The sequence below is a fragment of the Streptomyces vietnamensis genome (assembly GCF_000830005.1).
GTDB classification, from domain to species: domain Bacteria; phylum Actinomycetota; class Actinomycetes; order Streptomycetales; family Streptomycetaceae; genus Streptomyces; species Streptomyces vietnamensis.
Map to the genome: position 1 here is coordinate 3,221,463 of NZ_CP010407.1, position 26,780 is coordinate 3,248,242.

The window sequence follows — 26,780 nt, forward strand, 5'->3', positions numbered from 1 at the left end:
GATCAGACCATGCCGCCGGCGACGGCCGGCAGGATCGTGACGTTGTCGCCGTCGGCGAGCTTGGTGTCGATGCCGTCGAGGAAGCGGACGTCCTCGTCGTTGAGGTAGACGTTGACGAAGCGGCGGAGCTTGCCGCCGTCCACGATGCGGGCCTCGATCCCGGCGTGGCGGGTCTCCAGGTCGGCGAAGAGCTCGGCGAGGGTCTCGCCGTTGCCCTGCACGGCCTTCTCGCCGTCGGTGTAGGTGCGGAGGATGGTCGGGATGCGGACCTCGATGGCCATGGCGTGGGCTCCTGTCGGAAGTGGCGTGATGGGCGCGCTTCTGTGGCCCCGCGCGGAGGGGGTCGTACGGTGGGGGCGCTCGGCCGGTCGCTCGGAGCGCAGGGCTCAGAGCGCGGCGCGTGCGGTACGGCGCGTGGTACAGATCGCGCTGGTCAGGCGGCACAGGTCGACGTGCAGGCGTGCCACGAGCAGGAGGGTGCTCGGAGTCTCTTCGCTCACGTCGTGGGAAACCATGGGCTCATCGTATCGATTCCCGGTCCGGGTTCCGGAATGTGATCTCACATGATGGATGATTGCCGACCGACTGGCGGACTTCTGCGGGGAGAGCGCCTGGTCGGGGGTGGCCGTTGCGCCGGAGCGGAACGGCCACCCCCGGCGGGGACTACTCGTAGGCCTCGACGATCTTGACCTCTTCCTCCTCGACGACCCCTTCGACGATCGTGAAGGAGCGGAACTGGAAGGGGCCGGCGTCGTCGGTGTCGGCGGTGGAGACGAGGACGTAGTGGGCCTGCGGCTCGTTGGCGTACGAGATGTCCGTGCGGGACGGGTAGGCCTCGGTCGCAGTGTGCGAGTGGTAGATGATCACGGGCTCCTCGTCCCGGTCGTCCATCTCGCGGTAGAGCTTCAGCAGGTCCGCGGAGTCGAACTCGTAGAACGTGGGCGAGCGCGCCGCGTTCAGCATCGGGATGAAGCGCTCGGGGCGGCCTTCGCCGACCGGCCCGGCTACGACGCCGCAGGCCTCGTCGGGGTGGTCCGCTCGGGAGTGCTCCACGATCTGGTCGTACAGGGCCCGGGTGATGGTCAGCATGCCGACAGGATAAGCAGACGGGCCGCCCCGTACCGGTGGATGGTACGGAACGGCCCGAATGGTGAGACCTGGCAGGTCAGAGCGTCAGGAGCGCTTGGCGAAGGCCGCACCCTGCGGGTTGCGGGCCTTGAGGACCAGGTAGGAGACGGCGAGGATCAGGCCCCAGACCGGTGCGCCGTACAGCGCGACCCGGTTGTCCTTGTCCATGCCCATGGTCACGATCACCATGCCGATGAAGGCGAGCGAGAAGACGCTGAACCAGATGCCGCCCGGGGCCTTGAAGGAGGACTGGGGCAGCTCGCCGCGGTCGGCCTTGAGGCGGTAGCGGATCTGGCAGAAGAGGATGACGATCCAGGCCCACATGCCGGAGATGGTGGCGAAGGAGACGACGTAGTTGAAGGCGTCGCCGGGCCACTGGTAGTTGATCCCGACGCCGACCAGCATCAGCGCGGCCGAGACGGTGGTGCCGACCAGCGGGGTGCCGGACTTCGTCAGCTTGGTGAAGACCTTCGGGCCCTGGCCGTTGAGCGCGAGGTCGCGCAGCATGCGGCCGGTGGAGTACATGCCCGAGTTGCAGGAGGACAGGGCCGCCGTGAGGACGACGAAGTTGACGATGGCGGCGCCGATGCCGAGGCCCATCCGCTCGAAGGCCTCGACGAACGGGGAGACGCCCGGGTGGAAGGCGGTCCACGGGACGACCGACAGGATCATGATCAGCGCGCCGACGTAGAAGACGGCGATGCGCCACGGCACGGTGTTGATGGCCTTCGGCAGGACCGTCTTCGGGTCCTTCGACTCGCCCGCCGTCACGCCGACCAGCTCGACCGCGAGGAAGGCGAACATGACCATCTGGAGGGTCATCAGGGTCGAGAAGATGCCGTCGTCGCCGGCGAAGAAGCCGCCGAGGTCCCACAGGTGGGTGAGGGAGGCGGTGTCTCCGGCGTCGGAGAAGCCGAGGGTGAGGATGCCGGCGCAGATCAGGATCATGCCGACGATCGCGGTGACCTTGACCATGGAGAACCAGAACTCCAGCTCACCGAAGAGCTTCACGGAGATCAGGTTGGCGGCGTACAGGATCACGGTGAAGACGAGGGCGGACAGCCACTGCGGGATGGCCCACCAGTACGTCATGTAGGTCGCCGCGGCGGTGACCTCGGTGATGCCGGTGACGACCCAGAAGAGCCAGTACGTCCAGCCGGTCGCGAAGCCCGCGAACGGGCCGATGAACTCCCGTGCGTACTCCGAGAAGGAGCCCGACACGGGGCGGTACATGAGGAGCTCGCCGAGCGCCCGCATGATGAAGAAGATGACGAGGCCCGCGACGGCGTACGCGAGGATCAGGCTGGGTCCCGCGATGGAGATGCCCTTGCCCGCGCCGAGGAAGAGCCCGGTGCCGATGGCGCCGCCGATCGCGATCATCTGGATCTGGCGGGCGCCGAGTGCCCGGTGGTAACCCTCGCCCGAGGCGGAGTCCGCGGCCTCATTGCCGTCGTGCTGCTTGTCGACCTGCACTGAGGTCATGGTGGTGCGCCTTTCTCCATGCTGATCCGCGCGACTGCGAGTGCGTCTGCTGCGGATCAGATCCTGATCCCCCCGGATGTGGATGGAGTGCTACCGGCGGTCAGCCGGCCCAAGCGCCCTCGGGAACAGGGGTGGCGTTGCCCGAGTGGTCGTGAAGATTTATCACGGGGTGAGGGGTGATCGACGGAGTTGCGTGTGGCGCACGCCACAAATAAATGCGGACAAAGGGCACACAAGATGGCCAAGCGGACGCTCTGATAACGCATTCGTTATCCGGATTTGAGCGTCCGCTGAGCGAACAGGCCGTGGCGCGGGGGTGCCGCTACGGCATCAGGGTCGCGACGAGGGACTCCTGGAGCGCCCCCAGCCAGAGGTACGCCATCACCATCGGCTTGCGCGGATCGGAGTCCGGCAGCCGGTACAGCTCCTCGCTCTGCTCGTCGTCCGTGACCTCGAGGCGGGTCCCGATGGTCAGCCGGAGGTCGTTGAGCGCGCCGAGCCAGGCCCGGGACTCGTCCGGGGTGAGCTTCAGGACCGCGCCGCCCTCCCCCGCCGCCTCGGCGGACAGGGAGTCCAGGGCGCGCACGACCACGAGGGCGTCCTCGCGCTTGCGGGCCCGCAGGTCGTTCTCGGTGTAGCGGCGGAAGTCGGAGGCGGCCGCCCGCAGCTCCTCGCTGTCGTCCCCGTACGCGTCGGGGAAGAGGCGCCGGAGGGCGGGGTCGGACGGCGGCTCGCTGGGCCCCTCGGCGAAGAGCGCGGCCAGCGGGTCCGCGTCGGCGGCGGGCTCGTCGCCCGGGCCGATCAGCTCCATGAGCTGGACGGCGAGGGAGCGGAGGATGGAGATCTCGACGTCGTCGAGCGCGACGGCCGCGCCGCCGCCGGGCAGGGCCTCGAAGTGGCCGGCCATCAGAAGCGGTCCTGGGAGAGGGTCGCCCACAGGCCGTAGCCGTGCATCGCCTGCACGTCCCGTTCCATCTCCTCGCGGGTGCCGCTGGAGACCACCGCGCGGCCCTTGTTGTGCACGTCGAGCATCAGCTTGTGCGCCTTGTCCTTGGAGTATCCGAAGTACGACTGGAAGACGTACTCCACATAGCTCATCAGGTTGACCGGATCGTTGTGCACGAGGGTCACCCAGGGCACGTCGGGTTCGACGACCGCGGAGACCTCCTCGGCCGATTCCGTACGTTCGATCTCAATAGGCGCGACGCTCACTCACCCCATGTTGTCACCCAAGACCCTCCCGCGCACAAACGGGTCACCCTCTCCGTCACCCGGTCCGCCGCACTATTCGTCACTCTGACGATTTCTGCGCTAGCATCGCTGACATGAACGCTGCGGACCTTGGGCTGCCGGTGGACGTGCCGTCGACCGCGCTCTTCACCGATCAGTACGAGCTGACCATGCTCCAGGCGGCCCTGCGGGCCGGCACCGCCGACCGTCGCTCCGTCTTCGAGGTCTTCACCCGGCGGCTGCCCGAGGGGCGCCGCTACGGCGTCCTCGCGGGCGTCGGCCGGGTCCTGGACGCCGTCGAGAACTTCCGGTTCGACCCCGCCGTCCTGGGCTTCCTGCGGGAACGCGCCATCGTCGACGAGCCGACCCTGCAGTGGCTGGCCGGCTACCGCTTCTCCGGCGACATCTGGGGCTACCCCGAGGGCGAGGTGTACTTCCCCGGCTCCCCCGTGCTGCGCGTCGAGGGCTCCTTCGCGGAGTGCGTGCTCCTGGAGACCGTGATCCTCTCGATCCTCAACCACGACTCGGCCATCGCGGCCGCCGCCTCCCGCATGTCGGCCGCGGCCGGCGGGCGGCGCCTGATCGAGATGGGCGCCCGCCGCACCCACGAGCTCGCGGCCGTCGCCGCCTCCCGCGCCGCGTACGTCGGCGGCTTCGAGGCCACCTCGGACCTCGCGGCCGGCTTCCGCTACGGCATCCCGACCGTCGGCACCTCCGCCCACGCCTTCACCCTGCTCCACGACAGCGAGAAGGACGCCTTCCGGGCCCAGGTGGAGACCCTCGGGCGCGGCACGACCCTGCTCGTCGACACGTACGACGTGGCCGAGGCCGTCCGCACCGCCGTCGAGGTCGCCGGGCCCGAGCTCGGGGCCGTACGGATCGACTCCGGCGACCTGCTGCTCGTCGCGCACCGGGTGCGGGCTCAGCTCGACGAGCTGGGCGCCCGGGACACCAAGATCGTGGTCACCTCGGACCTCGACGAGTACGCCATCGCCTCGCTCGCGGCGGCCCCTGTCGACGCGTACGGGGTGGGCACGCAGCTGGTCACCGGCAGCGGCCACCCGACCTGCTCCATGGTCTACAAGCTGGTCGCCCGGGCCGCCTCGGCCGATCCGAAGGCGCCCCTGGTGCCGGTGGCCAAGAAGTCGCTGGGCGGCAAGGCCTCCGTCGGCGGCCGCAAGTGGGCGGCCCGCCGGCCCGACGCGGCCGGGGTCGCGGAGGCGGAGGTCGTGGGCACCGGACCGGTCCCGCCGGAGCTCGCCGGCCACCAGCTGCTCGTCGAGCTGGTCAAGGGCGGCGACGTGGTGGCCCGGGAGCCCCTGGAGGCCGCCAGGTCGCGGCACATCGCGGCCCGCGCGGGGCTGCCGATGTCGGCGATCCAGCTGTCGCGGGGCGAGCCGGTCCTGCCGACGGAGTACGCGTAGCACTGCCCGGCGCTTCCCCCTCCCCGTGGGAGGGGGAAGTCTCTAGGCTCGAACCCACCCCACGGACCCGCCCCACGGACCCGCCCCTCCCCGACGCGCTAAGGACACCCGCCATGCACCGCGCATTGATCGTTGTGGACGTTCAGAACGACTTCTGCGAGGGCGGCAGCCTCGCGGTGACCGGCGGTGCGGACGTCGCCGCCGCCATCACCGACCTGGTCGGCCAGACGGGGGGCACCTCCTACCGGCACGTCGTCGCCACCCGCGACCACCACGTCGACCCGGGCGCGCACTTCGCCCCGGCCGGCGAGGAGCCCGACTACGTGTCCTCCTGGCCGGTGCACTGCGTGGCCGGGACGGAGGGCGTCGGCTTCCACCCGAACTTCGCGCCCGCCGTCGCCAGCGGGGCGATCGACGCCGTCTTCGACAAGGGCGCGTACTCCGCGGCGTACAGCGGCTTCGAGGGGTACGACGAGAACGGCGTGACGCTCGCGGAGTGGCTGCGCGCGCGGCACGTCACCGAGGTCGACGTGGTCGGCATCGCCACCGACCACTGCGTCCGGGCGACGGCCCTGGACGCGGCGCGGGAGGGCTTCCGGACCCACGTCCTGCTGGAGCTGACGGCCGGCGTGGCCAAGGAGACGACGGACCGGGCCCTGGAGGAGCTCCGGACGGCGGGCGTGGAGCTGACGGGCAAGCCGGTGGTGGCCTGAGGTCCGAGGCCTGTGCGGCCCACTCCTTCGGGAGGGACCCGAGGCCTGTGCGGCCGGCTCGTCGGCGTCCGGCGCCTACGCCGCCAGCTCCTTCGGGAGGGACCTGAGGCCTACGCGGCCGGCGCCTTCGGGAGGGAGCCCGCCGGGTGCCAGAGTTCCTGGGCGGCGCCCGGTGTGGATCTCCACAGGAGGCCCTCCGGGTGGTGCAGGACCGCGGTGATCTCGTCCGGGGTGGGCGGCTCGCTGTTGCCGCGGAGGTAGACCGCCCGCAGCCCCAGGTTCCGCAGCCGGGTCAGGGCGCGGGCTCGGTTGGCGGCGTGGACCAGGAAGCGGACGGTGGCGCCGTCGCCGGCAGGGCTGGGGAGCCCTATGGCGACGACCACGCTGCCTCCCGGCAGCTTGCAGAACCCTCCGTTGGGCATAGCGGAACCACTCCCCCGTGGATCAGATGTCAATAAGACTTGTGTCAGACGCACCTAAACACGATCGGCCGCCGCCCGCTAGAGGGCGACGGCCGATCATGCTTTGACCTGCGGTTTTGCTATTTACTTGGTCGAGGGGCCGACCGTGACCGTGATCGTCTGGCCGTCCTTCGGCTCCTTGACGACCTGGATCTTGGTGTTGGTGTCAGTTACCTGGACACCGGCGAGCGGGGTCTCGGCGAACCAGTAGACGCCCTTGCGGTCGTCGAAGGTCGGGTTGCCGGCCTGCGACGGGACCCACGTGGCGACGTCCTTGCTGTGCAGCTGGAAGCCGTCCGTGCGGGAGATGCTGAACGGCGAGTCGTACGCCTGGACGCGGTTGCGCATCAGGGTGCCGTTCGACCACTTCAGCGGGCTCGGGTGCGAGTCGATCGGGAGGACCAGACCGGTGCCCGGGTGCTGGGAGGTGTTGTTGTCCTTCTGGGACAGGTCCCACTTCCAGATGAGCAGACCGTTCTGGTACGGGTAGTGCTCGACCCAGCTCGCCTTGTCACCCGTGAAACCGAAGTTGTACGGGCCGACCTTGAGGGTCTTGTCGTACGAGACGTACTGGCGGTTCTCCGCGATGTAGTACTGCTCGTACTCGTTCGTGAAGCCCTTGCCGACCCGCGAGAAGCCCTTGGCGACCCAGCCGTTGTCGCCGTTCTCGGCGCCGTCGGCGAAGACGGAGGCACCGTCGGCGGTCAGGTTGATGGCGTCGGCGGTGAAGCCCTTGCCGCCCGCGCCGCCGTCCGTCTGGTAGCGGAAGCGGAGGTCGAACTTCTTGCCCGCGTAGGCGCCCAGGTCGTAGACGAGCTTCTTGTGCGTGTCGGAGGCACCGGTCAGGCCGGGGGCGCCGGAGGCGTCCTTCGGGATGGCCACGCCGTCGGCGGTGCCCTCCAGGGCCTTCCAGGTGGCGCCGCCGTCGGTCGACACCTCGGCGTAGAGGTAGTCGTACTCGGCCTCGATGTCGTACCAGCCCTGGAGCTCCAGGGAGGCGGACGTCTTGCCCGTGAGGTCGACGGAGCGGGTCAGGGTGTTCTTGAGGTCGTCACCCATGTTGCTCCACCACTGCGACGCACCCTCGGCGGGGGCGACGATGTCGGTGGTGACCTTCTTCTTCGGCAGCTCGACGAGGAGCGCCTGCGGGTTCTTGGTGTTGTACTCCGAGACGCCCAGCTTGTGGGTGGTCTTGGTGGCGCGCTGCCAGTCGTTGACCTTGGCGTAGTTCAGCCAGCCGAGCTGGAGCTTGTCCCAGGCCGACATGTCGCCGGGCAGGTCGCCGATGGAGTCCTTGCCCTGGCCGAGCCAGGAGCCGGAGGACATGAGGGTCCAGAAGCCGGTCGAGTTCTCGCCGCCGGAGGTGTCGTAGTGGTCCGGCAGGCCGAGGTCGTGGCCGTACTCGTGCGCGAAGACGCCGAGGCCGCCGTTCTCCGGCTGCATCGTGTAGTCGCCGACCCAGATGCCGGTGTCACCGATCTGGGTACCGCCGGCCTTGTTGTTCTCCGGGCCGGTCTTGCCCGCGTTGGTGCCGTAGGCGTACCAGCGGTGGGCCCACAGGGCGTCCGCGCCCTCGGCGCCGCCACCGGCCGACTCGTCCTCGCCCGCGTGGACGATCTGGAAGTGGTCGATGTAGCCGTCGGGCTCGTTGAAGTTGCCGTCGCCGTCGAAGTCGTAACGGTCCCACTGGTCGTACCCGGCCAGCTGGGCCTTGATCTCGGCGTCGGTCTTGCCCTTGGCCTTCTGGTCGGCGGCCCAGGCGTTGACACCGTCGCGGACGGTGTCCCAGACGTTGGAGCAGTTCTTCTGGCCGCAGTAGTTCGAGCCGTAACGGGCCTCGTTGTACGGGACCTTGACCCAGTCCGAGACCGTGCCGTCGACCGAGTAACGACCGGACGAGGTCCGCTCGTAGTAGGTCTTCATGGAGTGCTTCGGGGTGCCGTCGGCGTTCTTGCCGGTGCCGAAGTACAGGTCCTGGAAGTGCTGCTGGTTGTAGTCCGCCTGCCAGGCCGTGGAGTTGTCGGTCGCACGGTCGGGCTGGGCTATGCGGTTGTGCAGCGGGCCGGGCGTGCCGCCGTACTTCGGCTTGAGCTCCGGCGTGTCGTCGTCCTTGCGGTCGACCATGGTGGTGTTGTCCACCTGGTCGCCGAACTCGACGAGGATCGTGAAGATCTTGTCGGTCTTCTCGCGGCCGAGCTCGACGTACTTCTTGTTGTCGAGCTTGACGACCTGCGAGCCGCCCCGGTTCTCGACCTTGGCGTCGCCGTTCAGCACCTGCTCCAGGGCAGCCTTGCGCTGCTGCTCCTGCTGCTCGCTGTAGGGACCCTCGAGGTCGTGGTCGACCGTCGTCTTGTCGACGGTCTGGATGCCCGCGGCCGGCGTCACGTTGCCGTTGTTGTCGGCCCAGGCGGTGGTGAAGGTCGAGGCGGTGGCGGCGGTGGCCGCGAGCGCCACGACGACTGCGGACGCTCTGATCGCCCGTCGTCTGTTGGTCACTTGATGTTGTCCTCCCCGGCGCCCGCGCCCTCGGACCGAAGGTGGGGTGTCCGTCCGGCGGGGTCGCGCGTCACAAGTGACGACATTCGACCGGAGTGCAACGAGAAAAGACAGATCTTGACTTGAACGGGTCAATTGCACTATGCGGGTGCGGGTTTCCGATAATCGAACATCAAGCGGGCGCATCGTGAAGGAAGATGGGCGGTTTCGTGACCCTGTGCGCCCCCTGTGCATCGGCACCATGAGTTAGGTCACGCTTACCTGTCACACCGTCCGGGCATCCACCGTCGTAGAGTCGAACCGCGAAGTCCGGAGGGGTGGTACCCGTCATGCAGCGTCCGAACGCCGCACAACTCACCTACGGTTCGGCCACCGTCGTCCTCACGACCGTCGCCCTGCTGCTGCTCTCCGGCACGACGACGACCCTGGGCATCGCGGTGATCTGTGCCGCCGGCCTGCTGCTCGGCGTCCTCGTGGCGGTGACGATGCCGGTGCGCGAGCGGCCCGTCAATACCCCCGTGGACGAAGAGATCCGGGTGCCGGCCCAGCGCGTGGGCGCGGGGGCCGATACCCGGATCGGTTCGTGACGCTTCGTCCCTTGTCGCCCCTCACCGGGGGACGGTGACGACCACCGTCTTCGCCGCCTTGTCGTGCAGACCCTGCTTGTACGGCTTGTCGACCATGATCAGGATCAGCAGGAGCAGCGGCCACAGGCAGGCGCAGCAGACCAGCGCGGGCAGCCAGAGCACGACGGCGCGCAGCAGCGACTGGCTCATCGGGGGCGTCGTCCCGTCGTTGAGCATCGCGACCCGCAGCTTCATCAGCTTCTTGCCGATGGTCTGGCCGTTCTTGGCCGTCAGCACGGTGTCGTACGCGATGTACGCGACGATCGTGATGAGCTGGAAGACCAGCTGGCTGCCGCCGTTGAGGCTGTTGACCGTGTTGTCGAAGCCGTCGCCGTTCCGAGTCGCCCGCTGATAGATGTCGAACGGGATGCCGATGATCGCGAGCGGCACCGCGATGATCACCCAGTCGATGAGCCGCGCGAGGATCCGGCGTCCGGTATCGGCGAGCGGCGGCATCCCGGAGAGCGGATCGGTCCCGCCGTAACCGCCGCCGTAGCCACTGCCGTACGGAGGCGGGGGCGGCGGCATGTTGTCGTACGGGGAGCCGCCGCCGTACGGGGAGTCGTACGGGCTCCCCGGCGGGGGACCTCCCGGCGGGGGCTGCCCTCCCGGCGGGGGGCCTCCCGGCGGCGGGGGCGGGGGCCTCTTGCTGAACGGATCGTCCTCGGGCGGCTGGTCCGGCGGCGGCTGGTCGGTGCTCATGGGGGCAGTGCATCCCGGGCGGAACGGCCCCGCAAGGAATCACCGCCCGTTCGGGGGACGGCGTTCCCGGACCGGGCTCAGCGCGCCACGAAGGTGCGGGCCGCCTTGTCGTGCCAGCACTGCCGCCAGGGACGGTCGAAGAGGCACCACAGGACGTTGACGACACCGATGCCCAGGAGCCCCAGGACGCTGTAGACGAGCCAGCGGCGGACCGCCTTCCCGAACGTCGGCGGCTCGTGCGCCTCGATGTCCCGCACCTCGATCCCGCACAGCTTCTTGCCCAGGGTGCGGCCCCACTTGGCGGTGGGCAGCGCCTCGTACAGGATGCCGATGACGAACAGCGAGGCGAGCGCGATGCCGAACTGGACGGAGGTCGTCGAGTCGAGCAGCCACACCTGGACGGTGGTGCCGGACTGCTTCGCCGCCTCGATCTTGCCCTCGATGTGGTCGATCGCGGCGGTCACGAAGGGCACGGAGGCCGCGCCGACCAGCGCGCCCAGGACGATGCCGTCGATCAGCCGGGCGGCCAGGCGCCTGCCGAGTCCGGCGGGGCGCGCGGCGGCCTGTGCGCGGGCCGCCTGCTGGAACACGTCCTCGACGGGCGGCTTCCAGGGGACGACGGGCGGCTGCTGCTCCTGGGGCTGCGGCTGGACCGGAGCCGGCTGGGGCTGGGGCTGCTGGGCCCAGGAGGGCGTGGACGGCGCCGCCGGTACGGGGGTGGGCGCGGGGGTCTGTACGGGGGCGGGGGCCGGGGCTGCGGCGGCAGGTGCCGGGGCTGCTGCTGCGGCGGGGGCAGGGGCCGGTTGGGGCTGGGGCTGCGGCTGGGGTGCCGGGGAGGGGGTCGGGATCGGGGTGACGGGCATGCCGCCGAGGCGGGCCGCTCCCCCGGTCGCGCGGGGGTCCACGACGGGCGCCGGGGCGGCGGCCCGCTCCTCCTCCGGCTCGCTCGCGCCCGCGACCGGCCACTCGGCCGGGGTGCGCGGGTCGGGCGTCCGGGGCGCGCCCCAGGAGACCTTCTGGTCGAGGTCGCCGCCGAAGCCGGTCTGGCGGGAGGTGTCCGCCTGCCAGGCCGACGCGGGCTCCGGCGCGAGCGGCTCCTCGTCGAGGAAGACGGGCCCGGTCTCCTCCACCGTGGGTACGGGGGCGGGTGCCGGCGCGGGGGCCTGCGCCTGGGCGGGCACGTGCGGGGCGGCCTGCACGGGCGCGGCGGACCGCACGGGCGCGGCGGCCTGTGTCGGCGCCACGGACTGCGGGGCCTCTGCGGACTGCGCGGGTGTCGCGGGTGTCACGGCCGCCGCAGGGGTCACGGCTGCCGCGGGGGCCGCCGCCATCGGGGCCGGGGCCGGGGCCGGAGTCTGGGCCGGGGCCGGAGTCGGGGCCGGGGCCGGGGCCGGGCTGGAGGCCAGGAGCGGGCCGGCCGGGATCGCCGAGGCGGGCGGGCCGGGCGGAACCTCGCCGTCCGCGGGGGCGGGCCGGCTCGTGCCGGGCACCCACGCGCCCCCGTTCCAGTACCGGATGTATCCAGGAATGGACGGGTCCGGGTAGTACCCCGCCTGCGGTACCTCGCCGCCGCCTCCAGGAGGAGTAGCCACTGCCCCGACTCCGTTCAGTCACAACGCCTTTGATCCGCACGGCCCGCTCGCCGGGCGTGCCGCGCCCAAGGAGGACAGTAACGAAGAACGTCCCCGCGGGGACAAGGAGCCCGCGAGAAAGCCCGCCTTCGGGGGACACGTACCGGAATCGATCACTCCCCGTGATGTTCGGGCCGTTGCATCCTGCCCGGCGGACCCCCCGGAAAAACTTCCCGAAAAAAACTTCCCGAAGTCGCGTAATGAACCGCGTCCACCCCGCTCTCTCCGGGTGAAGGCCCATCCGGGGCCCGTACGCGAGAAGGAGCACGGCCATGCAGAACACCGACAACACCACCGTCGAGCGCGAGCTGGAACTGAAGCTGGTGCTCTCCCCCGAGCGCTCCGTCCCCGTCCCCGCCCGGCTCGCCTACCGGACCGACGACCCGTACGCCGTCCACATCACCTTCCACGTCGGCACCGACCACCCGGTCAACTGGACGTTCGCGCGCGAACTGCTCGTCGAGGGCGTCTTCCGGGCCTGCGGCCACGGGGACGTCCGCATCTGGCCCACGAAGGTCGACGGCCGCAACGTCATCCTGATGGCGCTCTCCTCCCCCGACGGCGACGCCCTGCTCGAAGCGCCGTCCGCGCAGGTGTCCGCGTGGCTGGAGCGGACCCTGCGCGCGGTGCCGCCGGGCACCGAGTCCGAGCGGCTCGGCATCGACGACGGGCTCGCGGAGATCCTGGCGACCACCGTGGTCGCCGACGACCTGTGGCTGCGCGACCCGTGGCCGTCGGACGAGTCCCAGGACGGCGAGCTGTGACCCCGCCCGTTCAGAAGAGCTTTCCGGGGTTGAGGAGTCCCAGCGGGTCGAAGGTGGCCTTGATGCCTCGCTGGAGTTCGAGACCGACCGGCCCCAGTTCCCGTGCCAGCCACTCCTTCTTGAGGACGCCCACGCCGTGCTCGCCGGTGATCGTGCCGCCGAGGGCGAGCCCGAGCGCCATGATCTCGTCGAAGGACTCCCGCGCCCGCCGCGACTCGTCCTCGTCGGTGTGGTCGAAGCAGACGACGGGATGGGTGTTGCCGTCGCCGGCGTGCGCGCAGACGCCGATGGTCAGGTGGTACTTCTCCGCGATCGCCGCCGTGCCGTCGAGCATCTCGGCGAGCCGCGTCCGCGGCACGCACACGTCGTCGATCATCGTCGCGGACTTGATCGTCTCCAGGGCGGTGAGGGAGAGCCGGCGTGCCTGGAGGAGGAGTTCGGACTCGGCGGTGTCCGCGGCCGGGACGACCTCGGTGGCACCCGCCGCCGTACACAGCTCCCCGACGGCGGCCAGGTCGGAGGCCGGGTCCGGGGTGTCGAAGGCGCACAGGAGCAGCGCCTCGGTGGTGTCGGGCAGACCCATGCGCGCCAGCTTGTTGACGGCCTGGACGGTGGTGCGGTCCATGAGTTCGAGCAGCGAAGGGGTGTGGCCGCGCTCCATGATCGCGCAGACGGCCTCGCAGGCGGCGGTCGCGGAGGGGAACTCGGCGGCGAGCGCGAGCTGCGCGGGCGGCTGCGGCTTGAGCGCGAGCACGGCCCCGACGACGATGCCGAGGCTGCCCTCGGAGCCGACGAAGAGCCGGGTCAGGTCGTATCCGGCGACGCCCTTGGCGGTGCGCCGGCCGGTGCGCAGGAGCCGCCCGTCGGCGAGGACGACGTCGAGGCCGAGGACGTACTCGGCCGTCACCCCGTACTTGACGCAGCACAGGCCGCCGGAGGCGGTGCCGATGTTCCCGCCGATGGTGCAGGTCTCCCAGCTGGAGGGGTCCGGCGGGTAGTAGAGGCCGTGTTCGGCGACGGCGCGGGACAGCACGGCGTTGACGACGCCCGGTTCGACGACGGCGATCCGGTCGACCGGGCTGATCTCCAGGATGCGGTCCATCTTGACGAGGGAGAGCACGATGCAGCCGTCGGAGGCGTTGGCGCCGCCTGACAGGCCCGTGCGGGCGCCCTGCGGGACGACGGGGACGCGGAGTTCGGTCGCGGTGCGCATGACGTGCTGGACCTGCTCGACCGTGCGCGAGAGCACGACGGCCGCGGGGGTGCCGGCCGCGCAGAAACTCGCCATGTCGCGCGCGTAGGAGGCGGTGACGTCCGGGTCGGTGAGGACCGTGTCGTCGGGGAGCACGGCGCGCAGTCGCGCCACGAGGTCGTTCCGCTGAAGATCGTCCATGCGTCCAGCGTGGCACCCGGGGCCATCGGTGTGAACCTGCCGGAGCGGGCGCTTCGTGTGCTCTTCGTACAGGCGGACGCGGCGCACAGTGAGCGCCATGAAGACCGAGAACGTGTCGAGGGCGGTCCTGGCGGCCGGGGTGGGAGCGGTGCTCGCGGCGACGGCGCTGGTGTACGTGCCGGAGCTCGTCGGCCAGGGTCCGCCGCCCCCGCCGGGACCGGCGGAGCGGGCGGTGATCGCGGCCCACGCGGGCGCCCAGGCCGCGCTCCCGGACCTGGCCGCGCTGATCGCCGACCGGGAGGAGTGGCTGCGGGCCCATCCGGACGACGAGGCGTCCTGGGCGGAGCTGGGCGCGGCGTACACGGAGCGGGGCGGCCGGCTCGGAGACGTACGGGACTATCCGCGGGCCGAGCGGGCGCTGCGGCGCTCGCTCGCCGAACGGCCCGCCGCGCGCGGCAACCTGGAGGCGCAGCTGGGGCTCGGGGCGCTCGCGGGGGCGCGGGGCGACTGGAAGACGGCGAAGGAGTGGGGCGAGCGGGTGCGGAAGGCCGACCCGCGCCGGTGGCCCGCGTACCCGGTCCTGATCGACGCGTACAACGGCCTCGGGGAGTACAAGGCGGCCCAGAAGGCCCTGGAGAGCCTGGAGAAGCTCCACGCGGGCGCGGTGGTACGGGGCAGGGCGGCGGAGGCGTACCGCGACCGGGGCTGGCGGGAGGACGCCGACGCGGCGGCCCTCGACGCGGTGGCGCTCGCGGAGACGGACCCGGAGAAGGCGGCGGCCCTCGCGCGGCTCGGGGACCTGGCGTGGGAGCGGGGCGAGGCGGAGGAGGCCCTCGGGCGGTACGGGGCGGCGCTGCGGCTCGTACGGGACCACGGGCCCTCGCTCGCGGGCCGGGCGCGGTCCCTCGCGGCCCTCGGCCGCGCGGAGGAGGCGGTGCGCGACTGGCGGGCGGCCCTGGCGCGGCTGCCGCTGCCGGAGTACCTCCTGGAGGCGGGCGAACTGTACGAGTCGCTCGGCCGGGAGGAGGAGGCGCGGGCGCTGTACGGACGGCTGCGGGCGGGGACGTGGACGGCGGCGGAGGTGCCGCTGGGGCTGTTGGACGCGGACCACGGCGACCCGGCCGCGGCGGCGGTCCGGATGCGGGCGGAGTGGGCGCGGGGGCACCACTCGGTGCGGGTGGCGGACGCGCTGGGCTGGGCGCTGCACCGCTCGGGCGCGTCGAAGGAGGCGCTGGGCTATGCGAAACGCGCCACGGAGGAGGGGCTCCGCAGCGCGCTCTTCACGTACCACCGGGGCGAGATCGAACGGGCCCTGAACCAGACGGGTCCGGCGCGGCGGCACCTGGAGGAGGCGCTGCGGCTCCATCCGTCCTTCTCGCCGCTGCACGCGCGGAGGGCGTCGGAGGCGCTGGCGGCGCTGGGGGAACCGTCGGACGAACTCCCGCCGGAGCTCCGGCGGGAGGCCCCGAAGCCACGACGTACCTAGCCCCGGCCCATCCCCCGTATGGGCCGGGGCCCCGCCCCGCGCCCGTGCGGGCGGTGCGCCGCCGCCGTGCGGGCCCGCGCCCGGGCCGGGCGGTGCGCCGCTGCCGTGTGGGCCCTCGCCCGGGCGGTGCGCCCGCGTGGGGCCCGCGCCCGGGCGGGCGGTGCGCACCGCCGTGTGGGCCCGCGCCCGGCAGGCCGGTGCCCTTCGCCGCCCGCCGTGTGGGCAATCGTCCCGCAGGGCGGGACGGGTGGGCACACGGGACGGTGCCCCCAGCCGGGCCTAGGCGTTCCGCGCCTGGACCCGCACCACCGTCGCGGCGCGCTTCCGGTGCGGGTTCAGGCGCGGGGAGCTCGGGCGCCGCTATGGGCGCCGTCCGTTGTGCCCACCCGTTCCGCCCCAGCGGAACGATTGCCCACAACGGGGTGGGCGCCGTCCGGGTGGGTGGGCCCGCCCCAGCGGAACGACTGCCCACAACGGCGGGCGCAGGCCCACAACGGGAGCCGTGGCTACAGGTTGCCGCGCTTCTCCTGTTCGCGCTCGATCGCCTCGAACAGCGCCTTGAAGTTGCCCTTGCCGAAGCCCATCGACCCGTGACGCTCGATCATCTCGAAGAAGACGGTCGGACGGTCCTGGACCGGCTTGGTGAAGATCTGCAGCAGGTAGCCGTCCTCGTCGCGGTCGACGAGGATCTTCAGCTCGCGCAGGGTCTCGACGGGCACGCGCGTCTCGCCGGCCCACTCGCCCAGCGTGTCGTAGTACGAGTCAGGGGTGTCGAGGAACTGGACGCCCGCCGCGCGCATGGAGCGGACGGTCGCGACGATGTCGTTGGTGGCCAGGGCGATGTGCTGGACGCCCGCGCCGCCGTAGAACTCCAGGTACTCGTCGATCTGCGACTTCTTCTTCGCGATCGCCGGCTCGTTGATCGGGAACTTCACCTTGAGGGTGCCGTCCGCGACGACCTTCGACATGAGCGCGGAGTACTCGGTCGCGATGTCGTCGCCCACGAACTCCTTCATGTTCGTGAAGCCCATGACCTTGTTGTAGAAGCCGACCCAGTCGTTCATCTTGCCGAGCTCGACGTTGCCGACGCAGTGGTCGATGGCCTGGAAGGTGCGCTTGGCCGGCGGCTCGACGATCGGCTTGGCGGAGACGAAGCCCGGCAGGTAGGGGCCGTCGTAGCCGGAGCGCTCGACGAGGGTGTGGCGGGTCTGGCCGTAGGTGGCGATGGCGGCGAGGACGACGGTGCCGTTCTCGTCCTTCAGCTCGTACGGCTCGGTGATGCCGGTGGCGCCGTGCTCGACGGCGTAGGCGTACGCGGCGCGCGCGTCCGGCACCTCGATCGCCAGGTCGACGACGCCGTCGCCGTGCTCGGCGACGTGCTCGGCGAGGAAGCGGCCCCAGTCGGTCGCGACCTTGATGACGGAGGTGAACACGAAACGGGCGGAGCCGTTGGTGAGGACGTAACTGGCGGTCTCGCGGCTGCCGTTCTCCGGTCCGGAGTAGGCGACGAGCTTCATGCCGAAGGCCGTGGAGTAGTAGTGCGCGGCCTGCTTGGCGTTGCCGACGGCGAAGACGACCGCGTCCATTCCCTTCACCGGGAAGGGATCGGCCTGCCGCGCGGTGGTCGGGGTGTGATCGATGGTCTCAGTCATGGGAGCAGAGTCCCGCTGCTCGGCAAGGTGCGCAAGAGTTTGCTGATCTGCTGGTCAATCTGCACAGCGACCGGCGAGTATGGCCGTGCGACTTGTACATCCTGACCACGAAGGGGCCGCTGTGGCGATCGATCATTTGGACGGGCGGCTGATCGCGCTCCTGGCGCGCGAGCCGCGCATCGGGGTCCTGGAGGCCTCCCGGCGCCTGGGGGTGGCGCGCGGCACGGTGCAGGCGCGGCTGGACCGGCTGCAGGCGAGCGGGGTGATCCGGGGTTTCGGGCCGCAGGTGGACCCGGCGGCGCTCGGCTATCCGGTGACGGCCTTCGCGACGCTCGAGATCAAGCAGGGGCAGGGCGCGGACGTGCGGGGGCATCTGGCGACGGTGCCGGAGGTCCTGGAACTGCACACGACGACGGGCCACGGGGACATGCTCTGCCGGCTGGTCGCCCGCTCGAACGCGGACCTCCAGCGGGTGATCGACAAGGTGGTGGCCTTCGAGGGGATCGTGCGGGCGTCGACCGCGATCGTGATGGAGAACCCGGTGCCGCTGCGGATCATCCCGCTGGTGGAGCAGGCGGCGGCGGGCGAGCCGACGGGGTAGGAAGCGGCGCGGGCGAGAGTTGCAAAGAAGTCTCTGCAAAAATCCCTTGCAGAGACTTCTTTGCAACTCTACGGTGGAGCCATGCCCGAGCACGAAGAGCAGTCCCCGGAGCCCGACGCGCAGCTCGACACGCAGCCCGACAAGCGGCCCGACGCGCAGCTCGACACGCAGCCCGACAAGCGGCCCGACGCGCAGCCCGGCAAGCAGCCCGACGCGGGGCTCGCCACGCAGCCCGACGCGCAGCCCGTCGAAGCCCTGACCCGCACGCTCGACCCGCGCTCCCTGCGCGCCATCGCCCACCCCCTGCGCATCCAGCTCCTGCGCGCCCTGCGCCGCTACGGGCCCGCCACCGCCTCCCAACTCGCCGACCGGCTCGGCGAGTCCAGCGGCGCCACCAGCTACCACCTGCGCCAGCTCGCCGCCCACGGCTTCATCGTGGACGACCCGACGCGCGGCAAGGGCCGGGAGCGGTGGTGGAAGGCGGCCCACCAGGGGACGAGCTTCGACGAGACGCTCCACAGGAACCCCGACCCCGAGGTCCAGGGCGCCCTCGACGTCTTCATGCACGAGATCGCGACCATCCACACCCAGGAACTGTCGACCTGGGTCGCCACCCGCCACACCTGGGACGAGGCCTGGGCCGGCGCCTCGGACTTCAGCGACTTCAGGCTGAACCTCACGCCCGAGCGGCTGCGCGAGCTCAACCAGAAGATCCACGCCCTGATCAACGAGTACAGCGCCACCGCCGACCCCGACGCGCCGGGCGCCGAGCGCGTACGGATGCACCTGCACGCGTTCCCGCAGCACAACGACTGACGGAAGGAACCACGGAGTCATGCACGCCGACATCCACCTCCAGCTGCACCACCTGAACGCCGCCCAACTCCACCGCGCCGCCGAGGTCCTGGCCCCCGCCGTGACCCCCGCGCCCCTCCGCGTCCAGCTCGGCTGGCGGCTCGTCGAGCTGGGCCTGCGCCTGGCCACCCCCGCGGACCGCCCGATCGCCTTCGCCGCATGACCGCGCCGGGGGGACGCGAAGCGGGCACGACGAAGCGCGACCGCTTACCACTGGCCACCGTCCTGGCCGCCAACGCCATCTCCATCAGCGGCAATTCACTCACCCTCATCGCCGTCCCGTGGTTCGCCCTGGACACCACGGGCAGCCCCGGCAAGGCCGGCCTCGTCGCCTTCTGCGCCGCCCTGCCCGTCCTCCTCTCCGCGATCGTCGGCGGCCCCGTCATCGACCGGATCGGCCGCCGCCGGGTCTCCATCGGCTCCGACCTCGTCTGCGCCCTCGCGCTCACCGCCATCCCGCTGCTCAACCACGCCGGCGTGCTCCGGTTCTGGATGCTGTGCGCGCTGATGGCCGTCACCGGCCTCTTCCACGCCCCCGGCGAGACCGCGCGCAACGTCCTCACACCCGACCTGGCCGAGCGGGCCGGCACCCCGCTCTCCCGCGCCACCAGCTTCTACGACGCCGTCTCACGCGGCGCCCGGATGACCGGCGCCGCGCTCGCCGGCCTGCTCGTGGCACTCCTCGGCGCCGACACCGTCCTGTACGTGGACGCCGCCACGTTCGCCGTCTCCGCGCTCCTCGTCCTCCTGGGACTGCGCGGGATACCGTCCGCCGAACCGGCGCGCGGAGCACCGCCGTTGTCCCTCGCCGTGTACCGCGCCGACCTGCGCGAGGGCTACGCGTTCATCCTGCGCACCCGGCTGCTCCTCGGCGTGAACGTCATGGTGATGTTCACCAACGGCCTGGCCCAGAGCTGGAGTTCGGTCCTGCTCCCGGTGCACGCCCGGGAGGAGCTCGGCGGGTCGGCGGCGCTCGGCCTGCTCGTCGCCGTCTTCGGCGGATGCGCCCTCACCGGCGCCCTGCTCTACGCGGCGTTCGGCCACCGCCTCCCCCGCCTCCCGGTCCTCACGGTCGGCTTCCTCCTCTGCGGCGCCCCCGTGTACGTGACGGCGGCCCTCACCGACACCACCCCGCCGCTGCTCCTGGCGATGGCGCTCGGCGGGCTCGGCGCCGGGGTGCTCAACCCCATCCTCGGCGCGGTCTTCTACGAGACGGTCCCCGAGGAGCTGCGCAGCCGGGTCGGCAGCGCCAGCACGGCCGGCGTGCTCCTCACCACCCCGCTCGGCGGGGTCGCCGCCGGCTTCCTGGTGGAGCGGACGGGCATCACCGCGACGCTGCTCACCGTCGGCGGGCTGTACTTCCTGGCCACGCTCAGCCCGCTGGTCTTCCCCTCCTGGCGGGCGATGGACGCGCCGCGCGGCACACCGGCCGCCGACGCGGCCGCGGCCGCGGGCAGGGACGGACTCAGCAGCTCGGAACCTTCGACTCCTGCCCCTGCTCCAGGGCCCGCAGGGACGCCACCGCGTCGCTGAGCGCGGTGACGGGCACGAGCCGCAGGCCCTTGGGCTGCTCGGCCTTGGCGTCCGAGCACTCGTCCTTCGGTACGAGGAAGACGGTGGCCCCGTCCCGGGCGGCGGCCTGCGTCTTGAGGGACACCCCGCCGACCGCGCCGACGGTGCCGTCCGGCTCGATCGTGCCCGTACCGGCGACGATCCGGCCGCCGGTGAGGTCGCCGCCGTCCCCGTCGCCGTCGAGCTTGTCGACGATGCCGAGGGAGAAGAGCAGCCCGGCGCTGGGCCCGCCGACGTCGGCGAGGTGCAGGGTCACCTTCACCTTCTCGGGATCCTGCTTCAGGTACCCCAGCGCGGCGAGGGTGGCGGCGTCCTGCGACTCCTTCATCTGCCCGAGGTTGTGCTTCTCGATCTCCTCGTCGGACTGCCCCGAGGGGTAGACGGAGTCGTGCGGCAGGACGGCCCGGTCGGTACGGAACCAGGCGTCGGTCACGTCCGCGAGGTCCACGTCCGTGGACGGCCCGGTCGCGAGGATCGTCGTCATCCGCAGCTGGCCCTTGGTGGGCCGGACCGGAGCGCCGGTGATGGTGATGACCTCCTTGCCCTGGTCCTTGCCGAGCACGTCGGCGGTCGTGCCGGGCTGCGCGATCGCGTACGGCAGCGGCGCGAGCCCGACGACGGCGAAGAGCGCGGCGACGGGCAGGGCGCAGAGCGCGAGGGCGCGGGGACGGGAGAGGCGGGAGAGCACGCCCCCAATCTACTGGGACGCGCGCCGGTGCCGGACTACCGGGAGGTGGCGGATCTACTGGGACGCGCGCCGAGGCCGGGCCACCGGGAGGCGGCGGCTCTACTGGGACGCGCGCCGAGGCCGGGCCACCGGGAGGTGGCGGCTCTACTGGGACGCGCGCCGGGGCCGGGCCACCGGGAGATGGCGGTCGAAGAAGGACCGCAGCCCGTGCCGTACGCGGGCCGTCGCCGCCGCCGGGTCTCCGGCCCCCACGAGCGCGGCCCTGACCTCGGCGGTGACGAGGCCGGCGGCCTGGAGCTGCGGGACGAGGTGGGCGTAGTCGCTGAAGATCCAGTGGTTGGCGTCGGTCAGCAGGACGCGGCGGGCGGGCAGCCCGGCCCAGGAACGTTCGAGACGGTCGGCGTGCTCGAATCCGTCCGTGCGGAACATGAGCAGCGGCCGGTCGAGACCCGCCACGAGCTCCGGATCGAGGTCCAGGTACCCCTCCAGGTCGACGCCGGCGGCGATCCGGTCGTCGGAGGCCAGCGCGTGGACGGCGGCGGTGCCGCCCGCCGAGTGCCCGTACACGCCGATCCGGCGCAGGTCCATGACGGGGGCGAGAGGCAGGCCGCCGAGCCGGTCGAGGAGGAAGCGGAGATCCGCGACCCGGGTGTCGATCATGGTGCGGAAGGTCGCCGGGTCCGGGTCCCCCCGAAGGACGGTCCAGCGCATCCCGCTCGGCAGCTCCACCTGGCTGGCGTCGCCCGGGTGGTCGACGAGGACCACGATCCGGCCGTGGCTCGCGAGGTCCTCGGCGAGGGTCGTGCCGAGGGTGCGGGAGTCGCCGCCGCCCGGCGTGTAGACCAGCACGGGGCGGCGCCCCGGGAGCGGGGGCGCGTCCACGTGCCCGTGGGTGAGGACCGCGCCCCAGTCGACGCCGGCCTCGGGGAGCCCGGGGTGCACATGGGAGGCGAGGACGGCGAAAAGACCGGCCTCGTCGGGGGTGAGCTGCGGGGCGCGCGGGAAGCCGCGGACGGTACGGGCCGGGTACAGGACGCTGATCTTCACCTCGCGTACGGCGGCGGGCTCCCAGGGGTCGTGGCGGGAGGTGTCCGTGAGGACGAAGGTGCGGAGGCCGACGGGGTGGGGGCCGGTGGGCGCGGGCAGCCGGAGCCCGGCCGGTCCGTCCGCCGCCCGGGCGGCTCCGGGGCCGGCTCCGAGGAGGAGGGCGGCGGCACCGAGGAGGGCGCCCTTGGCGACGGTACGGCGGCTGGGTGCGGGATGGGGTGCGGGATGCGGTGTCATGCACGGCATCCTGGGGGCGGGGCGGGGCGGGCCGCGAAGGTTCAGCCCGTACCCGAAAGGCTGGCGCACGGGGGAAACGCACGGGGAAAGGCCGAGGATTGCTGCGCATCCACTTCACGGCGGAGGACTTCACCCGGGTGCGGTTCGCGCCCCGGCCGTCGCCCGTGCCCGAGCTGCACGCCGCGCTGCTGATGCTGGGCGCCCCGCACGAGGAGCTGCTCTTCGGCCGCTGGCGGGGCAGGCTGCTGCGCGCCCTGCCGGCCGCCGCCGAGCCGCTCGCGGACCTGGTGCCGGGCGGGGTGGCCCCGTACTTCCTCGACGTCCTCGGCGAGACGCGGGAGGAGGGCCTCGAACTGATCCGGTCGGCCCGGCCGGAGTTCGTACGGTCCGAACTGGAGCGGGTGTACGCGACGGGGCGGGCGCCCGTACCGCCGTGGATCCGGGACCTGCACGCCGGGAGCGCGGAGGCGTGGCGGGTGCTGGAACGGGCGCAGCGGGCGGCGTACGAGACGGTCCTCGCGCCGGTGTGGCCGCTGGTCCAGGACCTGCACCGGGCGGAGTTCACGCGGCACGCGCTGACGGTGGCGGAGCGGGGGCTGGGCGGGGCGCTCGAGACCCTGTCGCCGGGGCTGCGGGAGGACACCTGGGAGTGGCCGGACGCCGCTCCTCGTGACGTCCACCTGGCCGGACGGGGCCTGGTGCTCCTCCCGACCTTCCACTGGCGGGGCGGCCCGCTGGTCCAGGACCTCCCGGACCGGCCGGTGGTCCTGGCGTACCCGGCGGGCGGGGGCCTGCCGCTCGCCCCTCCGGCCGCGTCCGGCGAGGACGCCCTCGCCGGGGTCCTGGGCCGGACCCGCGCGGAACTCCTGCGGGCCCTCACGTCACCCTGCACGACGACGGAACTGGCCCGGCGCCTGGGCGTCAGCAACGCGACGGCGTCGGCGCACGCGGGGGCGCTTCGGGCGGCGGGCCTCCTCACGACGACCCGCACGGGCAGATCGGTCCACCACGCGACAACGGCCCTGGGCGCCCTACTGACCCCGCAGTAACCCGAGCTACGGGCACACCCGCACCGGTTGCGGCCCGCCGACTCGCCGCACCGGTTGCGGGCCGCGCTCCCGCCGGCCCGGGTGGTGGCCTGCGTCCTGGCCGGGCCGGGTTGTGGGCATGCGTTCCGCCGGGGCGGAACGGGTGGGCACAACCCCACGACGGCGCCGCACACGGGGTACGGGCCCAGGCACGGGAACTCGGCGCCGCCCACCGGTGCGGGTCCAGGCGCGGAAGCCTAGGCCCGGCTGGGGGCGCCGTCCCGTGTGCCCACCCGTCCCGCCCCAGCGGGACGATTGCCCACACGGCGGGCGGCGAAGGGCACCGCCCATCCGGGCGCGGGCTCACCCAGGCGGGGCGAAGCCCCGGGCGCGGGCGCCGCCCAGCAAGGCGCGAGCCCACGCGGGGTGGGCGGAGGGCGCCGCCCGTACGGGCGCGGGCCCACACAGGCGGGGCGAAGGCCCGGGCGGGGCACCGCCCAGCAAGGCGCGGGCCCGTGCGAGGGGCGGCGCCAGCGGGCGTGGGCCCGTATCGGCGGGGCGCCCAGTAGAGCCCGTTGCCGCGCGCTCTAGCGCAGCGCGTCGGCGACCTCTCGGGCCGCGTCCACCACCCGCGGCCCCACCCGCTCCGGCACCGCGTCCGCGAGCATGACCACGCCGACGCTGCCCTCGACGCCCGTGACGCCGACCAGCGGCGCCGCGGCACCGCTCGCGCCGGCCTCCAGTTCGCCGTGGGTGAGGGTGAAGCCGGGCTCGGTCAGTCCGCCCTGGCGGGCGGCGAGGATCGCCCGGCCGGCAGCGCCCCGGTCGAGCGGGTGCCGGAAGCCGGCCCGGTAGGCGACGTGGTAGTCGGTCCAGGTCGGTTCGACGACCGCGACCGCGAGCGCCTCCGCCCCGTCGACGAGGGTCAGGTGGGCGGTCGCCCCTATGTCCTCGGCGAGCGAGCGCAGCGCGGGCAGCGCGGCCTCCCGTACCAGGGGGTGGACCTGTCGGCCGAGCCGTAGCACTCCGAGGCCGACGCGGGCGCGCCCGCCGAGGTCGCGGCGGACCAGGGCGTGCTGCTCCAGCGTGGCGAGGAGCCGGTAGACCACGGTCCGGTTGACACCGAGTTTGTTGGACAACTCGGTGACCGTCAGGCCGTGGTCGGTATCGGCGAGCAGTTTGAGGACTCTGAGTCCCCGGTCGAGCGTCTGGGAGGTCTCCGCGGTCACGACGCCCTCTCCTTCGAGGTGAGTGGCGGCGGATCTCTCACGGAGTTGCGGCGCCGGTCCCGCGGCGACGCACGTCAGAGGCCGCCGGCAGGAAGGGGTACACCGGCTGCGCTCCGCGGCGGCGCTGCCACGGGGCGATTGCTTGTGAGCCGGGACAGTAGCGGCGAGCTCCGCTCAGCGGAAGACCTCGTCCAGAATCCGGGCGTCGGCGACCGGAACGAGACGGTTCGGGACCTTCGTCGGTCGGACGAAGGACTTTGGCGGACAAGATCGGCTATGTCGTGCCCGTAGCGTGGAGGCGGCCGGAGGCCGTCCGTGGGGGCCGGTCTCCGTGCCCGTTCCGTCCCCACGGAACGCCCGAGGCCCGTACGCGCTCCGGCGTACGGGCCTCGATCAGAGCCAGACGGCAAGAGGTAGGAGCCGGAACGGTTCACCGCATGCGCGTGGCCCACTCCTGGACCTTCTTGATCCGTTCGCGGATCTGTCCGGCCGTCGCCTCGGCGCTCGGCGGTCCGCCGCACACCCGGCGCAGCTCGGTGTGGATGACGCCGTGGGGCTTGCCGCTCTGGTGGACGTACGCGCCGACCATCGTGTTGAGCTGTTTCCTCAGTTCGAGCAGCTCCTTGTGGGAAACGACGGGACGCCGCTCCGCCGGAAGCTCCAAGAGGTCCGCCTCGGTGTCCGGCCGCTTGCGGCTGTGCGCGATCTGCCGGGCCTGGCGCTTCTGGAGGAGCAGCTGGACCTGGTCGGGTTCGAGGAGGCCGGGGATGCCGAGGTAGTCCTGCTCCTCCTCGCTGCCGGGGTGGGCCTGCATGCCGAACTCGGCGCTGTTGTACAGCACGCGGTCGAAGACGGCGTCGGACTCCAGCGCCTCGAAGGGCAGCATGTCCTGCTCGCCGGTGTCCTCGTCCTGCTGGCGCTCGGCCTCGGCCATCTCCTTCTCGGACTCGGCGTACGGGTCCTCGTCCTCGCCCGCCTTCTTCGGCCGGTCGAGGACGTGGTCGCGCTCGACCTCCATCTCGTTGGCGAAACCGAGGAGGCTGGGGATCGTCGGAAGGAACACGGACGCGGTCTCGCCGCGCCTGCGGGATCGCACGAAGCGGCCCACGGCCTGGGCGAAGAACAGCGGGGTCGAGATGGTCGTCGCGTACACGCCGACGGCGAGGCGGGGGACGTCGACGCCCTCGGACACCATGCGGACGGCGACCATCCAGCGGTCGTTGTTCTCGCTGAACTCGTCGATGCGGTTCGAGGCGCCGGTGTCGTCGGAGAGGACGACGGTGGCCTTGGTGCCGGTGATCTCGCGGATCAGCTTGGCGTACGAGCGGGCCGAGTCCTGGTCGGAGGCGATGACGAGGCCGCCGGCGTCGGGGATGGACTTCCGGACCTCGGTGAGCCGCTGGTCGGCGGCGCGCAGGACGTTCGGCATCCAGTCGCCCTTGGCGTCCAGGGCGGTGCGCCAGGCCTGCGAGATCGCGTCCTTGGTCATCGGCTCGCCGAGGCGGGCGGCGATCTCGTCGCCGGCCTTGGTGCGCCAGCGCATGTTGCCGCTGTAGGAGAGGAAGATGACCGGCCGGACGACGCCGTCGCCGAGGGCGTTCCCGTAGCCGTAGGTGTAGTCGGCGGAGGACCGCCGGATCCCGTCGTTCCCTTCCTCGTACGTGACGAAGGGGATCGGGTTGGTGTCGGACCGGAAGGGCGTACCGGTCAGGGCGAGGCGCCGGGTGGCGGGCTCGAAGGCCTCCAGGCAGGCCTCGCCCCAGGACTTGGAGTCTCCGGCGTGGTGGATCTCGTCGAGGATGACGAGGGTCTTGCGCTGCTCGGAGCGGTTGCGGTGGAGCATGGGCCGCACGCCGACACCGGCGTAGGTGATCGCTACCCCGTCGTACTCCTTGCTCAGCGGCCCTGCGCTGTAGTCGGGGTCCAGCTTGATGCCTATCCGCGCCGCCGCGGCCGCCCACTGCTTCTTGAGGTGCTCGGTGGGGGCGACGACGGTGACCTGCTGCACGACGTGGTGGTGCAGCAGCCATGAGGCGAGGGTCAGCGCGAAGGTGGTCTTGCCTGCGCCGGGCGTGGCGACCGCGAGGAAGTCACGGGGCTGTTCCTGGATGTACTTCTCCATCGCGCCCTGCTGCCAGGCGCGCAGCTTGCCGGCGGTACCCCAGGGGGCCCGTCCGGGGAAGGCGGGAGAAAGGTGATGGGAGGAGGTGGCGGTGGTAGTCACGATCTCCGGGTTCGACGCTCGTCACGAAATGACAGTCCAGATATGACAACCGGGCCACCTTACCGGTGTGGGCGTCGCGACCCGCCCCGCGCGAAGGCGTGGCGGGTGCGC

At 72.1% G+C, this 26,780-nt stretch carries 26 protein-coding genes; 10 read left to right on the forward strand and 16 right to left on the reverse strand.

Features of this window, described 5'->3' with window-relative positions:
* Positions 1–2: 2 nt before the first annotated feature.
* From SVTN_RS14265 to clpS, 6 genes are all read right to left on the reverse strand, one after another.
* Complete coding sequence (locus tag SVTN_RS14265; RefSeq protein ID WP_041129434.1) at positions 3–281, reverse strand: MoaD/ThiS family protein; 279 nt, start codon at positions 279–281, stop codon at positions 3–5.
* Between the two features lie 105 nt (positions 282–386).
* On the reverse strand, positions 387–515 hold the full coding sequence (locus SVTN_RS46140; protein WP_281192756.1) for a putative leader peptide: 129 nt from the start codon (positions 513–515) through the stop codon (positions 387–389).
* Between the two features lie 148 nt (positions 516–663).
* Positions 664–1,089, reverse strand: coding sequence for a M67 family metallopeptidase (locus tag SVTN_RS14270; protein WP_041129435.1), 426 nt, complete (start codon positions 1,087–1,089; stop codon positions 664–666).
* A gap of 84 nt (positions 1,090–1,173) precedes the next feature.
* Positions 1,174–2,610: an amino acid permease gene (locus tag SVTN_RS14275; RefSeq protein WP_041129436.1), complete on the reverse strand. Its 1,437-nt coding sequence runs from the start codon at positions 2,608–2,610 to the stop codon at positions 1,174–1,176.
* Between the two features lie 322 nt (positions 2,611–2,932).
* Positions 2,933–3,517, reverse strand: a complete 585-nt coding sequence (locus tag SVTN_RS14280; protein WP_041129437.1) for a DUF2017 domain-containing protein — start codon at positions 3,515–3,517, stop codon at positions 2,933–2,935.
* Complete coding sequence (gene clpS / locus SVTN_RS14285; protein WP_041129438.1) at positions 3,517–3,822, reverse strand: ATP-dependent Clp protease adapter ClpS; 306 nt, start codon at positions 3,820–3,822, stop codon at positions 3,517–3,519. Before clpS ends, SVTN_RS14280 begins: the two co-directional genes overlap by 1 nt.
* A 113-nt stretch (positions 3,823–3,935) precedes the next feature.
* Between clpS and SVTN_RS14290 the strand changes: the two genes are divergently transcribed.
* Entirely contained in the window at positions 3,936–5,264 is a 1,329-nt protein-coding gene (locus SVTN_RS14290; RefSeq protein WP_174518258.1) for a nicotinate phosphoribosyltransferase, read from the forward strand.
* 113 nt (positions 5,265–5,377) lie between these two features.
* Positions 5,378–5,977 carry a nicotinamidase gene (locus SVTN_RS14295; RefSeq protein ID WP_041129440.1) on the forward strand — a complete coding sequence of 200 codons (600 nt, stop codon included), beginning with the start codon at positions 5,378–5,380 and terminating at the stop codon, positions 5,975–5,977.
* A 110-nt stretch (positions 5,978–6,087) separates the two neighbouring features.
* On the opposite strand, the gene SVTN_RS14300 is transcribed toward SVTN_RS14295, so the two are convergent.
* Positions 6,088–6,399 (reverse strand): hypothetical protein, encoded by a 312-nt coding sequence (locus SVTN_RS14300; RefSeq protein ID WP_041129441.1) that lies wholly within the window; start codon positions 6,397–6,399, stop codon positions 6,088–6,090.
* Positions 6,400–6,522: 123 nt separating this feature from the next.
* Positions 6,523–8,934: an immune inhibitor A domain-containing protein gene (locus SVTN_RS14305; protein ID WP_041129442.1), complete on the reverse strand. Its 2,412-nt coding sequence runs from the start codon at positions 8,932–8,934 to the stop codon at positions 6,523–6,525.
* A 329-nt stretch (positions 8,935–9,263) separates the two neighbouring features.
* Here SVTN_RS14305 and SVTN_RS14310 point away from each other — a divergent pair, with 329 nt between their 5' ends.
* Positions 9,264–9,521, forward strand: coding sequence for a hypothetical protein (locus SVTN_RS14310; RefSeq protein WP_041129443.1), 258 nt, complete (start codon positions 9,264–9,266; stop codon positions 9,519–9,521).
* Positions 9,522–9,542: 21 nt separating this feature from the next.
* Here the strand turns inward: SVTN_RS14310 and SVTN_RS14315 are convergent, their stop codons facing one another.
* On the reverse strand, positions 9,543–10,262 hold the full coding sequence (locus tag SVTN_RS14315; RefSeq protein ID WP_041129444.1) for an RDD family protein: 720 nt from the start codon (positions 10,260–10,262) through the stop codon (positions 9,543–9,545).
* 77 nt (positions 10,263–10,339) lie between these two features.
* A complete protein-coding gene (locus tag SVTN_RS14320; protein WP_041129445.1) occupies positions 10,340–11,854 on the reverse strand; it encodes an RDD family protein in 1,515 nt (504 codons plus the stop codon).
* 311 nt (positions 11,855–12,165) lie between these two features.
* Between SVTN_RS14320 and SVTN_RS14325 the strand changes: the two genes are divergently transcribed.
* Positions 12,166–12,657 carry an SsgA family sporulation/cell division regulator gene (locus SVTN_RS14325; RefSeq protein ID WP_041129446.1) on the forward strand — a complete coding sequence of 164 codons (492 nt, stop codon included), beginning with the start codon at positions 12,166–12,168 and terminating at the stop codon, positions 12,655–12,657.
* Positions 12,658–12,667: 10 nt separating this feature from the next.
* On the opposite strand, the gene SVTN_RS14330 is transcribed toward SVTN_RS14325, so the two are convergent.
* Positions 12,668–14,050: an FAD-binding oxidoreductase gene (locus SVTN_RS14330; protein ID WP_041129447.1), complete on the reverse strand. Its 1,383-nt coding sequence runs from the start codon at positions 14,048–14,050 to the stop codon at positions 12,668–12,670.
* Positions 14,051–14,147: 97 nt separating this feature from the next.
* On the opposite strand from SVTN_RS14330, the gene SVTN_RS14335 reads away from it, so the two are divergent.
* On the forward strand, positions 14,148–15,536 hold the full coding sequence (locus tag SVTN_RS14335) for a tetratricopeptide repeat protein (RefSeq protein ID WP_245727537.1): 1,389 nt from the start codon (positions 14,148–14,150) through the stop codon (positions 15,534–15,536).
* A 506-nt stretch (positions 15,537–16,042) separates the two neighbouring features.
* On the opposite strand, the gene hppD is transcribed toward SVTN_RS14335, so the two are convergent.
* Positions 16,043–17,188 carry a 4-hydroxyphenylpyruvate dioxygenase gene (hppD, locus tag SVTN_RS14340; protein ID WP_041129449.1) on the reverse strand — a complete coding sequence of 382 codons (1,146 nt, stop codon included), beginning with the start codon at positions 17,186–17,188 and terminating at the stop codon, positions 16,043–16,045.
* 121 nt (positions 17,189–17,309) lie between these two features.
* On the opposite strand from hppD, the gene SVTN_RS14345 reads away from it, so the two are divergent.
* From SVTN_RS14345 to SVTN_RS14360, 4 genes are all read left to right on the forward strand, one after another.
* A complete protein-coding gene (locus SVTN_RS14345; protein ID WP_041129450.1) occupies positions 17,310–17,789 on the forward strand; it encodes an Lrp/AsnC family transcriptional regulator in 480 nt (159 codons plus the stop codon).
* Positions 17,790–17,870: 81 nt separating this feature from the next.
* Positions 17,871–18,605: a helix-turn-helix domain-containing protein gene (locus SVTN_RS14350; protein WP_078908347.1), complete on the forward strand. Its 735-nt coding sequence runs from the start codon at positions 17,871–17,873 to the stop codon at positions 18,603–18,605.
* A gap of 19 nt (positions 18,606–18,624) precedes the next feature.
* Positions 18,625–18,807, forward strand: a complete 183-nt coding sequence (locus SVTN_RS14355; RefSeq protein WP_041129451.1) for a hypothetical protein — start codon at positions 18,625–18,627, stop codon at positions 18,805–18,807.
* Positions 18,804–20,177: an MFS transporter gene (locus SVTN_RS14360; RefSeq protein WP_041129452.1), complete on the forward strand. Its 1,374-nt coding sequence runs from the start codon at positions 18,804–18,806 to the stop codon at positions 20,175–20,177. Before SVTN_RS14355 ends, SVTN_RS14360 begins: the two co-directional genes overlap by 4 nt.
* Here the strand turns inward: SVTN_RS14360 and SVTN_RS14365 are convergent.
* Together SVTN_RS14365 and SVTN_RS14370 are read right to left on the reverse strand one after the other, a co-directional pair.
* Entirely contained in the window at positions 20,110–20,904 is a 795-nt protein-coding gene (locus SVTN_RS14365) for a S16 family serine protease (protein WP_041129453.1), read from the reverse strand. The genes SVTN_RS14360 and SVTN_RS14365 overlap by 68 nt on opposite strands.
* A 144-nt stretch (positions 20,905–21,048) precedes the next feature.
* Positions 21,049–22,188, reverse strand: a complete 1,140-nt coding sequence (locus SVTN_RS14370; protein ID WP_041129454.1) for an alpha/beta hydrolase family protein — start codon at positions 22,186–22,188, stop codon at positions 21,049–21,051.
* A gap of 98 nt (positions 22,189–22,286) precedes the next feature.
* Here SVTN_RS14370 and SVTN_RS14375 point away from each other — a divergent pair, with 98 nt between their 5' ends.
* Entirely contained in the window at positions 22,287–23,237 is a 951-nt protein-coding gene (locus SVTN_RS14375) for an ArsR/SmtB family transcription factor (RefSeq protein ID WP_041129455.1), read from the forward strand.
* Between the two features lie 566 nt (positions 23,238–23,803).
* Here the strand turns inward: SVTN_RS14375 and SVTN_RS14380 are convergent.
* Positions 23,804–24,445 (reverse strand): IclR family transcriptional regulator, encoded by a 642-nt coding sequence (locus SVTN_RS14380; protein ID WP_041129456.1) that lies wholly within the window; start codon positions 24,443–24,445, stop codon positions 23,804–23,806.
* Positions 24,446–24,875: 430 nt separating this feature from the next.
* Positions 24,876–26,672, reverse strand: a complete 1,797-nt coding sequence (locus SVTN_RS14385; protein WP_041129457.1) for a DEAD/DEAH box helicase — start codon at positions 26,670–26,672, stop codon at positions 24,876–24,878.
* Between the last annotated feature and the right edge of the window lie 108 nt (positions 26,673–26,780).

Coding starts and splice junctions, on each gene's coding strand:
- SVTN_RS14265 (WP_041129434.1), bottom strand. CDS start 281: ATGGCCATCGAGGTCCGCATCCCGACCATCCTCCGCACCTACACCGAC.
- SVTN_RS46140 (WP_281192756.1), bottom strand. CDS start 515: ATGGTTTCCCACGACGTGAGCGAAGAGACTCCGAGCACCCTCCTGCTC.
- SVTN_RS14270 (WP_041129435.1), bottom strand. CDS start 1,089: ATGCTGACCATCACCCGGGCCCTGTACGACCAGATCGTGGAGCACTCC.
- SVTN_RS14275 (WP_041129436.1), bottom strand. CDS start 2,610: ATGACCTCAGTGCAGGTCGACAAGCAGCACGACGGCAATGAGGCCGCG.
- SVTN_RS14280 (WP_041129437.1), bottom strand. CDS start 3,517: ATGGCCGGCCACTTCGAGGCCCTGCCCGGCGGCGGCGCGGCCGTCGCG.
- SVTN_RS14290 (WP_174518258.1), top strand. CDS start 3,936: ATGAACGCTGCGGACCTTGGGCTGCCGGTGGACGTGCCGTCGACCGCG.
- SVTN_RS14295 (WP_041129440.1), top strand. CDS start 5,378: ATGCACCGCGCATTGATCGTTGTGGACGTTCAGAACGACTTCTGCGAG.
- SVTN_RS14300 (WP_041129441.1), bottom strand. CDS start 6,399: ATGCCCAACGGAGGGTTCTGCAAGCTGCCGGGAGGCAGCGTGGTCGTC.
- SVTN_RS14310 (WP_041129443.1), top strand. CDS start 9,264: ATGCAGCGTCCGAACGCCGCACAACTCACCTACGGTTCGGCCACCGTC.
- SVTN_RS14315 (WP_041129444.1), bottom strand. CDS start 10,262: ATGAGCACCGACCAGCCGCCGCCGGACCAGCCGCCCGAGGACGATCCG.
- SVTN_RS14325 (WP_041129446.1), top strand. CDS start 12,166: ATGCAGAACACCGACAACACCACCGTCGAGCGCGAGCTGGAACTGAAG.
- SVTN_RS14330 (WP_041129447.1), bottom strand. CDS start 14,050: ATGGACGATCTTCAGCGGAACGACCTCGTGGCGCGACTGCGCGCCGTG.
- SVTN_RS14335 (WP_245727537.1), top strand. CDS start 14,148: ATGAAGACCGAGAACGTGTCGAGGGCGGTCCTGGCGGCCGGGGTGGGA.
- hppD (WP_041129449.1), bottom strand. CDS start 17,188: ATGACTGAGACCATCGATCACACCCCGACCACCGCGCGGCAGGCCGAT.
- SVTN_RS14350 (WP_078908347.1), top strand. CDS start 17,871: ATGCCCGAGCACGAAGAGCAGTCCCCGGAGCCCGACGCGCAGCTCGAC.
- SVTN_RS14355 (WP_041129451.1), top strand. CDS start 18,625: ATGCACGCCGACATCCACCTCCAGCTGCACCACCTGAACGCCGCCCAA.
- SVTN_RS14360 (WP_041129452.1), top strand. CDS start 18,804: ATGACCGCGCCGGGGGGACGCGAAGCGGGCACGACGAAGCGCGACCGC.
- SVTN_RS14370 (WP_041129454.1), bottom strand. CDS start 22,188: ATGACACCGCATCCCGCACCCCATCCCGCACCCAGCCGCCGTACCGTC.